Below are 13,028 nucleotides of genomic sequence, written 5' to 3'. Positions count from 1 at the left end.
AAGGGGAAGGAAGTACACACATATGAAAAAATTTACAGCAGTATTACTGGCAGCAGCAATGGCATTTTCTTTGACCGCATGCGGGGGAAACAGCGGCAGTACGACAACCACGGGTCCCGAAGGTCAGACAACAAAGGAAGAACAGGCAAAGCCGGAGACGGATACGACCGTACAGACTGAGGCACAGACAGATGCGGCCGGACAGCCGAAAGAAGGCGGCACACTAAAAATGGGGATGAGTGTAGAGTGTATGACGGCCGCCGCATGGCGTATCAGAAGCAATCAGGAGACTGTGACCTGGGGATTGGTTTATGAACCGCTGATTAAACTGGATGATGCAGGAAATCCGGTTGGTTATTTAGCCAAATCTCTGGAAGGAGATAAGGAGAATCTTACTTATACTGTAACACTTCGTGATGATGTGTATTTTTCAGATGGCTCACACCTGGATGCAGATGTTCTGTTATGGAACTTCGAGAATTTCAAGGAAAAATCCCAGACTTCCAGCACTCATTTTGGAAGCGTCGATTCATTTGAAAAAACAGGTGATTATACGGTAGTCATTCATTTGAATGAGTGGAACAGCCAGATACCGTATTCTTTAAACAGTGTACCAGGGCTTATGTATTCAAAGAAAGCGTTTGACGAGAACGGTGAAGAATGGTGTATGCAGAATCCGGTAGGAACCGGTCCTTATGTACTTGACAAGTGGGTAAATGACGATTCCAAGACCTTTAAGAAAAACGAGAACTATTGGAATAAAGATGCGACTGTATATTTAGATAGTGTAGAAACGAAGGTTATTGCCGATGAGATGAGTGCTCAGGCGGCGCTGTTAAATGGGGATATCAACGCATATTTCGGTGGAAGCACCTCTTTCCAGAACACCATGATGAAGGCCGGATTTGAAAGAGCGGCAAATAAGATGAATTACCGTATTTATTTCCTGATCTTTGCCAGTGATGTGGAAGGTTCTCCGTTAGCGGACGTAAAAGTGAGACAGGCAATCAGCTATGCTATTGATTCTCAGAGTATTGCTGAAAACGTTGATTTTGGCATTACCTTTGTGTCAAAGGAATATGCGGTAGAGGGAACTCCTTTCTATAATGACGCAGTCAAAGGATATGGATATGATGCAGTGAAGGCAAAGGAACTTCTTAAGGAAGCAGGTTATGAAAATGGGTTTACAACAACGGTTTACGCGGGAGTGGATCAGGCGCTGACCAGCTATCTTGTAGCAATCCAGGGATATTTAAAGGAAGTCGGAATTACGCTTAATATTGAAGAGCAGGAAACGGCAATCTGGACCTCCAAGGGAATTTACGATATTGACGAGGGTATGATTCTCGCAGGCCATGGATTTGGCGCGAACTTAGTTAATCAGCAGGTTTCCAACTTCTCCAAACGAGCAAGGGAAGGCGTTGGGATGCTGAAGGAATGCAAGCTGCATCCGGATGATTTAGACAATGCGATCATGAGTGCTTTGCAGGCATCTGATACGGCGGAGATGTTAAAATACGAGTTCCAGGCTCAGGAAATGATTATCGACGACTACTGTCTGGGCTATCCGGTGGTTATGAGTGAGGCGTATGTGACCATGATGAACAAGGATCTGGTAGATGCCCACTGCTTCGCCAATAATGATAACTTCCCGGATTTTACGGGTATTTACTTTAAATAAAGGAGACAGACAATGAACTCTTACATTACGTTTATTGTCAAGAAGGTTTTGTTGTCGATTGTTACCGTATTTGCCATTTCCATATTTGCTTTTCTAATCATGCAGATGACGCCCGGCGATCCGGTTCGTGCCATGCTGGGCGCGGAGGCTGATGAAGCGATTGTAGAGGCAACACGAACGGAACTCAATTTAGACAAGCCTCTTGTCGTACAGTATACACTCTGGCTGAGAAATGCACTTCGCGGTGATTTTGGGACTTCGCTTGTGCTGAATCAGGATATTGGAGAGATTCTGGCAACCCGCATCCCGGTCACATTGTCACTGACGATTCCAGCACTGATTATTTCACTGGTTCTGGGAATTCTGATCGGTGTGTTGTGTGCGGTGCACCGTGGCTCTGCCCTGGACCAGATCATGACGGTTCTAATGACCACGATGAATGGAATTCCGGTGTTCTGGATTGGTATCATGATGATGTACTTTTTCGGAGTAAAACTGGGATGGCTTCCGTTAATGGGATATACAAGCCCCTTTGAGGATTTTGGACAATATGTGGCAAAGGCAGTCATGCCTGTCACCATCATGGCTTTTGGGCCGCTGTCTTCCATTGCGAGGCAGGTCCGGACAAATATGCTGGAGGTAATAAACCAGGATTACATACGGACGGCCCGAGCCAACGGGCTGTCTGAAAGTTCAGTCAAATATAAACATGCCCTGAAGAATTCACTGATTCCGGTTATTACGTTGATTGCGCTTCAGGTTCGGTCACTGGTAGGCGGTTCTCTTCTGGGAGAGCAGGTATTTTCCATTGCGGGCATGGGACGTCTGATCATGGTATCAGTTATGAATAAGGATTACCTCGTCGTACAGGCAACAGTTTTTGTGATTTCACTTTTTGTAGTGGTCTGTAATCTGATATTGGATATTTCTTATGGCCTGGTAGATCCGAGAATCCGGTTAACCGGTGGAAAGGGGAGATAACGCTTGAAGAATACGAAAATAAAATCATTCTTAAGAACCTTTTTCAGCCGGGGAATCATCATCAAGATTTCCGTAGTGATTGCATTTGTATTCATTGCCGGCGCAGTGTTTGCTCCTGTGATTGGCCGCTACGATCCGAATGCTATCGAGTTGAACAATGCGCTTAAAGCATCAGGGAACGGCCATATTTTTGGTACTGACGCCTACGGGCGAGATGTTTTTACAAGACTTCTGTATGGCGCCAGAATTTCCCTGCTGGCCAGCGTGTTTTCCTGTCTTGCTGCGGCCATCATCGGAATGTTGCTTGGGCTGTTGGCAGGTTATTATGAAAAGGCGGCAGCGCTTATTATTATGAGGTATGTGGATATTCAGCTTTCTATTCCACCACTTCTGTTTACTATTGTCATCGGCCTGGTCGCCGGCCACGGATTGGGGGGGCTGATATTTGCTATCAGTTTTGGTCTGATTCCGGGATTTACAAGGCTTATGTATGGAATCGTGCTTTCTATTAAGGAAAGTGATTACATCGTAGCGCTTCGGCTGGCCGATATAAAGAGCTACAAGATTATATTAAAGCATTTGCTGCCAAACAGTTTTCCTTCCATGATTGTCATGTTTGCCACAAATTTAGGCTCTGCCATCATGCTGGAATCTACGCTGAGCTTTCTGGGAATCGGTATTCAGATGCCGACGGCTTCCTGGGGAAATATGGTGTCGGACGGATATTCTTACCTGTTCACCAACCCTATGCTGGCACTGCTTCCCGGTGTCTGTATCACGCTGATCGTGGTGGCCTTTAACATTATTGGTGACGGCTTAAGAGATGCGCTGGATCCTAGATTAAGGGGGAAACTGTGATGGAAGAGAACAGATTATTGGATGTAAAAGATTTAAAAGTATCTTTTTTTACTCCTTCCGGTGAGGTCAAAGCGGTCGGGGGTGTATCGTACCATGTGGACAGAGAAGAGGTCATTGCTATCGTAGGAGAGTCCGGATGCGGAAAATCCGTCACGCAGATGTCCGTAATGCAGATGATTCCTGATCCACCGGGGAAAATCCTGGGAGGAGAGGTTTGGTTTGAAGGCAAGAATCTGCTGGAGTACAAACCAAAATCAAAAGATATGAGATCGGTCCGGGGGGCACAGATATCCATGATCTTTCAGGAACCAATGACCGCGCTGAATCCTGTTTTTACAGTCGGAAACCAGCTCTCAGAGGTGATCCGCACTCATATGAAGGTCAGTAAAAAAGAAGCATGGAAGATCGGGATACAGTCTTTGGAAGCCGTAGGAATCCCGGACCCTGAAGAACGAATGAAAAACTATCCGTTTGAAATGAGCGGAGGAATGCGCCAGCGTGTGCTGATTGCGATTGCAGTGGCATGCAGGTCCAAGCTGATTATTGCGGATGAACCGACGACTGCTCTGGATGTGACGACGCAGGCTCAGGTAATGGAACTGCTGCTTAATGTTGTAAAACAGTATAAGACGTCTCTGATTGTTGTTACCCATAATCTGGGACTGGTATCCCGCTATGCGAAGCGAATTTACGTTATGTATGCGGGACGGGTTGTGGAATGCGGAACAACGGAGGACTTGCTCACCAGGCCGAGACATCCGTATACCATGGGGCTTCTTAAGGCAGTTCCAAGGCTGGACGATGACAAGGAGCAGGATCTGATACCGATTCACGGTGCGCCGCCCAACCTTGCAAAGCTGCCGGAAGGCTGTTGTTTTATGCCGCGATGCCCCTATGCATGTGATAAATGCAAAAATTCAAACTATCCGGAATTTAAGGAAGTGGGGGAGCGTGGACATTTTGCAGCATGCCATCTGGATATAAAGGAGGGCGGGGAGTGAGTAGAGAGATGAAAAAAGAGCCGATCCTTAAAGTAGAACATTTGAAGATGTATTTCCCGCTTACGAAAGGTTTTATGAAAAAAACTGGCGGCGTGGTAAAAGCCGTTGATGATATCTCCTTTTCTGTGGAAAAGGGAAAAACCCTGGGAATTGTGGGAGAGTCGGGGTGTGGTAAGACGACTACCGGCAAATGTATTTTACAGATTAACAAGCCCACAGAGGGGAAAATCCTCTATGAGGGACAGGATTTAATCACTATGGACCGGAGTCATCTAAAGGATTGCAGAAGAGATATTCAAATGATATTTCAGGATCCGTTTGGCTCGCTGGATCCACGGCAGAAGGCATTTTCCATTATCCGGGAGGTGCTGGTGGAAGAGGGCGGCTATCACGGAGCCGATGAGGTCAAGAATAAGGTGAATGAACTTCTGGTAAAGGTTGGTCTGTCAGAGGAGATGGGGGAGCGGTATCCCCACGAGATGAGCGGCGGGCAGAGACAGCGTCTGGGTATTGCGAGGGCGTTGGCCTGTGATCCTAAAATTATTATCTGCGATGAGCCGGTATCAGCTTTGGACGTCTCCATTCAGGCGCAGATTATCAACCTGTTTAAAGAATTGCAACGGGAAATGGGATTGACGTATATTTTTGTTGCCCACGATCTGGCTGTGGTCCGCCATATCGCTGACGTGATAGCGGTTATGTATCTGGGGCGGATAATGGAAATGATGGAAGCTGTTGAACTCTATAAAAATCCAATGCATCCATATTCGCAGGCGCTTTTGTCCGCGATTCCAATCGTGGATTACTATGAGGAACAGAAGAGGGAACGTATTCTGCTGAAGGGGGAGGTACCGAGTCCGATTCACGCACCTTCCGGCTGCCCGTTCCATCCGAGATGCCCTTATGCCTCTGAAAAGTGCAGGACAACACCTCCTGATCTCAAGGATGTGGGGAACGGTCACTATGTGGCATGTTATCATGTGGATAAAAACTGATTTAGGAAACTATAAATTAACAGAAGAAAAAGGAGAAGGATTATGTCAGCAAAAAAATCAATCAGACAGCTGTTGGAAGCAAAGGAATTTATCTGGGCACCGTGTATTTATGACTGCGTTTCTGCCCGTGTGGTGGAGAAGTGCGGCTACAATGCGTGCCTGATCAGCAGCTGTGAGCTGGAATTTGCCATGAATGGTATTCCTGCCGGGCTGTACAATTGGGAAGAGTATATCTGGGCTACGGAGCGTATTGCAGGTTCTACAACACTTCCGGTCATCGTGGATGGAGAAAACGGCGGTGGAACACCACTGGCGGTTTATCGCAACTGCAAGCGACTGGCGGAGGCCGGAGCCATGGCAATCTCGATTGAGGATACACTTTCCGGTGGGGTAGCGGTTGACTATTTTTATGGACATGGCCGTGGATATATGGATAGAGAGCTTTGGGCCGCCAATGTTCACGCCGCGGTAGATGCGGTTAAGGGAACCGACTGCATGATTATTGCCCGTACGGACTGCAAGGGCGGCGGTGCTGCACAGACGGGGGCGATCGCTGACAATCCATTCTGCCTGGGACTGGAAGAAGCAATTCTTCGTGCGAAGATGGGGGTGGAAGCAGGAGCAGAAATTACCATGATCCAGAATATCTGCCATGCTGGCTGTGAAGAAGAGTGCAGGAGAATTGCCAGAGAAGTTCCGGGCTACCATTTCTATCCGGACGTACACGCTACAAACGGAGTTCCGGACGCGACCCTGGAACAGATGGAGGAATGGGGATTCCAGCTTGTATCCAATCATGCTGCCATGAAGGGTGCGACAAAGGGCATGATGGAATACTTCAGTGAGAACTTTAAAAATAAAAATACAGTTTATACAGAAAATGATGAGTTCTACGATATGGGCCATATCTTTACGCCGTTCAAGATGGAGGACTGGATCGAGAGAGATAAGAAATACATCGCTTATGAAGCGGAGTTGAGAGAGAAAAACAAATAGAGTGGAGCAGTTAGGGCTTCAGGCAGAGTTTCACTTTGCCTGAGGCCTTTTTAAATAGCACATGGTGAAGAAACGATTACATTTATGATGTAAATACAAAAAGTAGACGAATTACGATAATTATCGCGATTTATCGCGATTGAAATCGCGATTTGATCGTGATATAATAAGAAAAAAGCATGGAAGGTGTATAATGGTTTTTTCAGAAAGCAGTCGATTGGAATTGAAGGAAATAATAAATAATGATTTCAAAAAAGAGATCATCGCTTTTGCTAATACGGATGGAGGAGAAATATATGTAGGAGTGGCGAAAGATGGAACTGTCGTTGGAGTAGAAAACAGTGAGAGAGACATGGAACGAATCAGCAGTATGATCCATGATGGCATTCATCCAGATCTTATTCCGTTTACAACGATAGAAACGATAAAAATTGACGCGAAACAAATGATCCATGTTACTGTTTCACGAGGTGGAAGACCTCCGTATCACCTTACCGACAAAGGTTTGAAGCCCAGTGGTGTTTATGTCAGGCATGGCGTAGTTTCTGTACCAGCGAGTGAAGAAATGATACGCGATATGATACGTCAGAGTGATGGGCTCACATATGACCATGTGCGTTCCATAAATCAGGATTTAACCTTTCAATTTGCAGAAAATTATTTTAAAGAAAAAAAAGTATCTTTTACAGAGGAGAATAAACGTACTTTGGGCCTGATAGATTCTGACGGATATTATACCAACACGGCACTGCTTTTATCGGATCAGTGCGAACACAGTATAAAATGCGCGGTATTTGAAGGAATGGATAAAACCAGATTTAAAACACGAAAGGAATTTTACGGCTCTGTATTTAAACAACTGGAAAATGTTTATGAATATATTAGTTTAATTAATAATGTCCATGCTGATTTTATTGGATTGGAACGGGTGGAGCACTTTGATTATCCTGAATATGCCATTCGTGAAGCGCTGCTGAATGCGATTGTGCACCGGGACTATGATTATTCTGGCAGTATTATCATTAATATATTTGATGACAGGATTGAGTTTGTATCAATTGGAGGCCTGGTAAAGGGAATTACACTGGCGGATATTCTGCACGGTGTATCCCAATCGAGAAATATGGTGTTGGCAAATATTTTTTACCGTCTGAAACTGGTGGAGAGTTATGGTACTGGGATACAGAGAATTATGCAAAGCTATAGCGAGAATTCTTCCCCCAGTTTTTTGGTGGAGGCGTCTTCTTTTGTAACAATCCTTCCGAATCAAAATTACAATGTACAAACCATAAGTGATATGGGGGCGGAAGATAAAGTATTGAGGCTGCTGCGTGAGAAAAAAGAAATAAACCGAAAGGATGTGGAAGAACTACTGAATTGTTCTGGATTTCCTGCGAGGAAGGTCCTTAAATCCCTGCTGAATCAGAACAAAATTGAGGTAATTGGCAATGCAAGAGCTACCAGATATATATTAAAAAAATAAATGTTTTGTCATGGCTTCAGGCAAATTTCACTTTGCCTGAAGCCTTTTTAATAACGCCTCCCGAAGAATCTGTGAGAAATTAAGACCGGCATTCGATGACGCTTTATTCAGCCATTCGGGAATCGTCAGCGTCTTCTTAACGACCTTGCTGCGGTGCTTTTTTTGATATTCAATGGTGTCCCACAGAATGTAATATGAAAATCAATCAGTAATATTCGAGAGATGTGTCAAATATTTTATACTTGAATTAATCTCCAATCGTAGTATAATGTACCTGTAATCAAAAACGGGGTGCTCGCTGAAAGCGGGCTGAGAGTAGGCTGTTTTGCCTTGACCCATTAACCTGATTTGGATAATGCCAACGTAGGGAACATAGAAAAGCATGTATTTTATGCTGCAATGATACCTGTGGGTGTTATTGCAGCTTTTTTTATAGTCCTTACCAAAGAAGAGAAGGAGAATATCATGTTAAAAGAATGTCTGGAAAATGTCAGAAAGAAGTCGCCGCTGGTTCATAACATCACAAATTACGTCACGGTAAACGACGTAGCCAACATCCTGCTGGCCTGCGGAGCAAGTCCGATTATGGCGGATGACAGGAACGATGTGGAGGACATCACCACAATCTGCGGCGGTTTAAACATTAATATCGGCACGCTGAATCAAAATACGGTTCCGTCCATGCTGCTGGCCGGAAAAAAAGCCAATGAGCTGGGCCATCAGGTCCTGCTGGATCCGGTTGGAGCGGGAGCGGGTACATTTCGGACCGAGACGGCTTTAAATCTGATGAAGGAAGTACGCTTCGATGTGATCCGCGGAAATATTTCCGAGATCAAGACACTGGCCAGAGGCTTCGGACGCACGAAAGGCGTCGATGCGGATGCGGCAGACGCTGTAACGGAGGACAATCTTTCCAGGGCTGTCACATTTGTGAAGGAAATGGCGGCTGGCCTTGGCTGCATCATCGCGGTTACCGGTGCGATTGATCTGGTATCTGACGGAAACAGCACTTACGTGATCCGCAACGGCCGGCCGGAAATGGGTCAGATTACCGGAACCGGCTGTCAGCTTTCCGGGCTTATGACCGCATATATGACGGCAAACCCGGACAATCGTCTGGAGGCAGCGGCAGCAGCTGTCTGCGCCATGGGACTTGCGGGGGAGATCGGATGGAGCCATCTGGAAAGCTATGAGGGAAATGCCACATACCGGAACCGGATTATTGACGCGATTTACCGGATGGATGGCGATACACTGGAGAAAGGAGCCAGGTATGAAATTAGACAGTAACAGCCTGCTAAACAGCAGCAGCCTTCTGCTGTATGCAGTAACAGACAGAAGCTGGCTGGGAGAGGAGACTCTGTACAGTCAGGTGGAAAAGGCGCTGAAGGGCGGCGCCACAATGATTCAGTTAAGAGAAAAGGATCTGTCGGAAGAGGCATTTCTGGATGAAGCCAGGTCCATCAAGGAGCTGTGCGGGCGTTATGGAGTGCCGTTTTTAGTCAACGACAGCGTAGAGATCGCAGCAGCCGTGGACGCAGATGGCGTCCATGTAGGGCAGAGTGATATGGAGGCCGGAGATGTCCGCCGGAGACTTGGAGAAGGAAAGATTATCGGTGTGTCGGCTCAGACCGTGGAACAGGCGCTTCTGGCGGAGAAGCACGGAGCCGATTACCTGGGGGTAGGAGCCGTATTCCACACGGGTACGAAAAAAGATGCCAGCGATGTAAGCGGTCAGACGTTAAAGAACATCTGTGCGGCGGTACATATCCCGGTTGTGGCGATCGGCGGAATTACAGCGGAAAATATGAAGCATTTGGCAGGAAGCGGTATCTGCGGCGTAGCTGTCGTAAGTGCCATCTTCGCTGAGGACGATATTGAGGAGGCCGCCAGGAGGTTGAAATGCGTGGCCGCGGCTATAACAGAAAAGGAATAAAAACCAGTATCACACAGTCAGAGAAAGGAACGACCGATGAAGGGAGTTATATTTGATATCGACGGAACACTTCTGGATTCCATGTCCATGTGGGATCATGCCGGAGAGTGGTATTTAGCCCGCCTCGGCATCAAGGCCGAACCGGGGCTTGGAAGACATCTGCTTCCCATGAGTATGGAGCAGGCGGCCGGATATATGAGGGAGCAGTACTGCCTGGCACAGACCGAAGCGGAAATTGTAAGCGGCGTGGAAGAAAACGTAAGCCGGTATTACAGGGAGGAAGTTCTTCCGAAAGCAGGGGTTCCGGAGTTTCTTACCCAGCTTGGAAAACACGGTTTTGTGATGGCTGCGGCGACCTCCAGCAGCCGGAAGGAAGTGGAGGCGGCGCTTTCCCGATGCGGTCTTAAGACGTTCTTCCGGCAGATATTTACCTGCACGGAGGTCGGGGCTGGAAAGGACCGGCCGGATATCTATTACGAGGCTCTCTCCTGTTTGGGAACAGAGAAAACGCGGACATGGGTGTTTGAGGATGCCCTCCATGCGGCAGTAACCGCGAAACATGCAGGATTTGCGGTTGCAGGAGTATATGATGAGGCCAGCGGAATGGATCAGGAAGCGTTAAAGAAGATTTCCGATTACTATCTAAAGGATTTCAATGATTTCCCCGCCTTTTACCGGATTGCTTCCGGAGACGGTGAATGAAAATGAAATAGAATGAGGCGGTGAACGTCCGTAAATATATTATGGCGGAACCGTCCCGTAAGCCAGCGGCAGATTGGGGGCACCACCTTCGGTCGCTTAACAAAAATAATGCGAATAGGAGAAAAAGAAATGAAAACAGCATTAACAATCGCTGGGACAGATCCCAGCGGAGGCGCCGGAATTCAGGCGGATTTGAAGACAATGACCGCCCACAGGGTCTACGGTATGAGCGCCATCACGGCTGTCGTAGCCCAGAATACTACCGGCGTAACAGGTATCATGGAGGTGACTCCGGAATTTTTGGCAGAGCAGCTTGACGATGTATTTACGGATATTTTCCCGGATGCGGTGAAGATCGGTATGGTTTCGTCCAGTGCTCTGATCAGAGTGATTGCAGAAAAACTGAAACAGTACCACGCGAAGAATATCGTCCTCGACCCTGTCATGGTAGCGACGGCGGGATCGAAGCTGATCAGCGACGAGGCCATATCCACGCTGAAGGAAGTTCTGATTCCGCTGGCGGATGTGATCACACCCAATATTCCGGAGATGGAAGTGTTATCCGGTATGACGATTCAGTCAGATAAGGATATGGAACGGGCTGCGAAGTCGGTAGGGGATACCTGGCACTGTGCCGTTCTCTGCAAAGGCGGCCATCAGCTTAACGATGCCAATGATCTGCTGTATGCGGATGGGGAGAATCTCTGGTTCTATGGAAAACGGATTGCCACTTCCAATACCCACGGCACCGGCTGCACGCTGTCCAGCGCCATCGCGTCTAACCTGGCAAAGGGCCGCGGACTTGCGGAATCTGTGCGCAGGGCGAAGGCGTATTTATCCGGCGCACTCGGAGATATGCTGGATTTGGGAAAGGGAAGCGGCCCCATGAACCATGCGTTTGCCATTGAGGGGGAGTATGGCGATGGAAAATAAAGGGACGAGCACGTTAAACAACGGCCTGATCTGGTTTGGAGCAGGTGTCTCCATTGCGGAGATTCTGACCGGAACGTATCTGGCTCCTTTGGGGTTTGAAAAAGGGCTGGCCGCCATTTTGCTGGGACATTTAATCGGCTGTACCATGCTGTTTTTCGCCGGTCTTATCGGAGGCATGAAACGGCTCAGCGCCATGGAGACGGTAAAACTTAGCTTCGGCAGTAAGGGCTGCCTCCTGTTTGCCGTGTTAAATGTTCTGCAGCTGGTGGGATGGACCGCGATCATGATCTATGACGGCGCGCTGGCGGCTAACAGCATTTACGGCACCGGCGCCTGGGTCTGGTGTCTCGTGATCGGGGGCCTGATCATCGTCTGGATCCTGATTGGACTTAAAAATCTGGGAAAACTCAACACGGTGGCCATGGCACTTCTGTTTATTCTGACGCTGATTCTTGGAAAGGTGATATTTTCCAGCCACGGCGGAAGCGGCATCGTATCAGAAGAAGGTATGAGCTTCGGTGCGGCGGTGGAACTGTCTGTGGCCATGCCGCTGTCCTGGCTTCCGTTAATCAGCGATTATACGAGAGAGGCGAAAAAGCCGTTTCAGGCAACGTTTGCGAGTACACTGGTCTACGGTGTGGTTAGCTGCTTCATGTATATTATAGGAATGGGAGCGGCGCTCTTTACCGGTACATACGATATCGCAGTGATTATGGTCAAAGCGGGGCTGGGCGTTGCCGGGCTGTTCATTATCGTTCTCTCCACGGTTACCACTACGTTTCTGGACGCTTTTTCCGCCGGTGTCTCCAGCACGGTAATATCCAGGGCAGTTAAGGAGAAATGGGCGGCCATCGCGGTAACAGTGATCGGTACGATCGCAGCCATCGTATACCCCATGGACAATATTACTAATTTTCTGTATCTTATTGGTTCCGTGTTCGCACCGATGATTGCGATCCAGATCGCCGATACGTTTATCCTGAAAAATGATTTCAGAACCGTACGGTTTCATGTACCCAACCTGGTGATCTGGGCATGCGGGTTTGTCCTCTACCGGATTCTGATGCGTGTGGACATTCCGGTGGGAAATACACTGCCGGATATGGCGGTTACGATTGGCATCTGTCTCGTGTATCATGCGGTCAGCAGTGCGGCAGGCAGAAAAAAGGTGAATAAGGCAGAGCTGAAGAGCGTTTAGGACAGGAAATAAAGGACAGGAAATACACCACAGGAAATAAGAGTTTATTATCTACAATATACCATTGCAGCGGCGTTTACTGCTTCTCATAAAGAGGAAGCAGAAACGCCGCTTTTTCTATGCCATTTAAGAGAAAGAGCCAGCGGTAAATAGAGTGACTTCTCAAAGTGGTAAAAATGTGAGGTTATAATTAAATCATGCTATCTGATTTTTTGATGGTTTCGTATCAATATTCGATTCTTTTCATTTGAGCAGAGGAGTGTT

The 13,028-nt window shown here is 47.4% G+C and carries 12 protein-coding genes and 1 riboswitch; all 12 genes read left to right on the top strand.

Annotated elements, in window-relative coordinates; translation table 11 throughout:
• Positions 1-22 precede the first annotated feature (22 nt).
• Positions 23-1,681, top strand: coding sequence for an ABC transporter substrate-binding protein (locus DFR60_RS02875; protein WP_110321530.1), 1,659 nt, complete (start codon positions 23-25; stop codon positions 1,679-1,681).
• 12 nt (positions 1,682-1,693) lie between these two features.
• Positions 1,694-2,662, top strand: coding sequence for an ABC transporter permease (locus tag DFR60_RS02870; protein WP_110321529.1), 969 nt, complete (start codon positions 1,694-1,696; stop codon positions 2,660-2,662).
• Between the two features lie 3 nt (positions 2,663-2,665).
• Positions 2,666-3,520: an ABC transporter permease gene (locus DFR60_RS02865; protein WP_207729859.1), complete on the top strand. Its 855-nt coding sequence runs from the start codon at positions 2,666-2,668 to the stop codon at positions 3,518-3,520.
• Positions 3,520-4,521, top strand: a complete 1,002-nt coding sequence (locus DFR60_RS02860; protein WP_110321528.1) for an ABC transporter ATP-binding protein — start codon at positions 3,520-3,522, stop codon at positions 4,519-4,521. Before DFR60_RS02865 ends, DFR60_RS02860 begins: the two co-directional genes overlap by 1 nt.
• Positions 4,518-5,516, top strand: a complete 999-nt coding sequence (locus DFR60_RS02855) for an ABC transporter ATP-binding protein (RefSeq protein ID WP_341457901.1) — start codon at positions 4,518-4,520, stop codon at positions 5,514-5,516. The genes DFR60_RS02860 and DFR60_RS02855 overlap by 4 nt, the downstream gene beginning before the upstream one ends.
• A gap of 42 nt (positions 5,517-5,558) precedes the next feature.
• The gene (locus DFR60_RS02850; RefSeq protein WP_110321526.1) at positions 5,559-6,512 is read left to right on the top strand and encodes an isocitrate lyase/PEP mutase family protein; all 954 of its coding nucleotides are present in this window, start codon (positions 5,559-5,561) and stop codon (positions 6,510-6,512) included.
• A 193-nt stretch (positions 6,513-6,705) separates the two neighbouring features.
• Positions 6,706-7,995 carry an RNA-binding domain-containing protein gene (locus tag DFR60_RS02845; RefSeq protein ID WP_110321525.1) on the top strand — a complete coding sequence of 430 codons (1,290 nt, stop codon included), beginning with the start codon at positions 6,706-6,708 and terminating at the stop codon, positions 7,993-7,995.
• A gap of 277 nt (positions 7,996-8,272) precedes the next feature.
• Positions 8,273-8,382, top strand: a riboswitch (TPP riboswitch).
• Positions 8,383-8,460: 78 nt separating this feature from the next.
• Positions 8,461-9,285 (top strand): hydroxyethylthiazole kinase, encoded by an 825-nt coding sequence (gene thiM / locus DFR60_RS02835; RefSeq protein WP_110321622.1) that lies wholly within the window; start codon positions 8,461-8,463, stop codon positions 9,283-9,285.
• On the top strand, positions 9,269-9,931 hold the full coding sequence (gene thiE, locus DFR60_RS02830) for a thiamine phosphate synthase (RefSeq protein ID WP_110321524.1): 663 nt from the start codon (positions 9,269-9,271) through the stop codon (positions 9,929-9,931). Before thiM ends, thiE begins: the two co-directional genes overlap by 17 nt.
• 36 nt (positions 9,932-9,967) lie before the next feature.
• On the top strand, positions 9,968-10,633 hold the full coding sequence (locus DFR60_RS02825; protein WP_110321523.1) for an HAD family hydrolase: 666 nt from the start codon (positions 9,968-9,970) through the stop codon (positions 10,631-10,633).
• 129 nt (positions 10,634-10,762) lie between these two features.
• Positions 10,763-11,566, top strand: coding sequence for a bifunctional hydroxymethylpyrimidine kinase/phosphomethylpyrimidine kinase (thiD, locus tag DFR60_RS02820; protein ID WP_110321522.1), 804 nt, complete (start codon positions 10,763-10,765; stop codon positions 11,564-11,566).
• The gene (cytX, locus tag DFR60_RS02815; RefSeq protein ID WP_110321521.1) at positions 11,556-12,764 is read left to right on the top strand and encodes a putative hydroxymethylpyrimidine transporter CytX; all 1,209 of its coding nucleotides are present in this window, start codon (positions 11,556-11,558) and stop codon (positions 12,762-12,764) included. Before thiD ends, cytX begins: the two co-directional genes overlap by 11 nt.
• The last annotated feature ends 264 nt before the right edge of the window (positions 12,765-13,028 follow it).

This window comes from Hungatella effluvii (assembly GCF_003201875.1).
GTDB classification, from domain to species: Bacteria; Bacillota; Clostridia; order Lachnospirales; family Lachnospiraceae; genus Hungatella; species Hungatella effluvii.
This window is presented reverse-complemented; position numbering and strand designations above follow the sequence as displayed.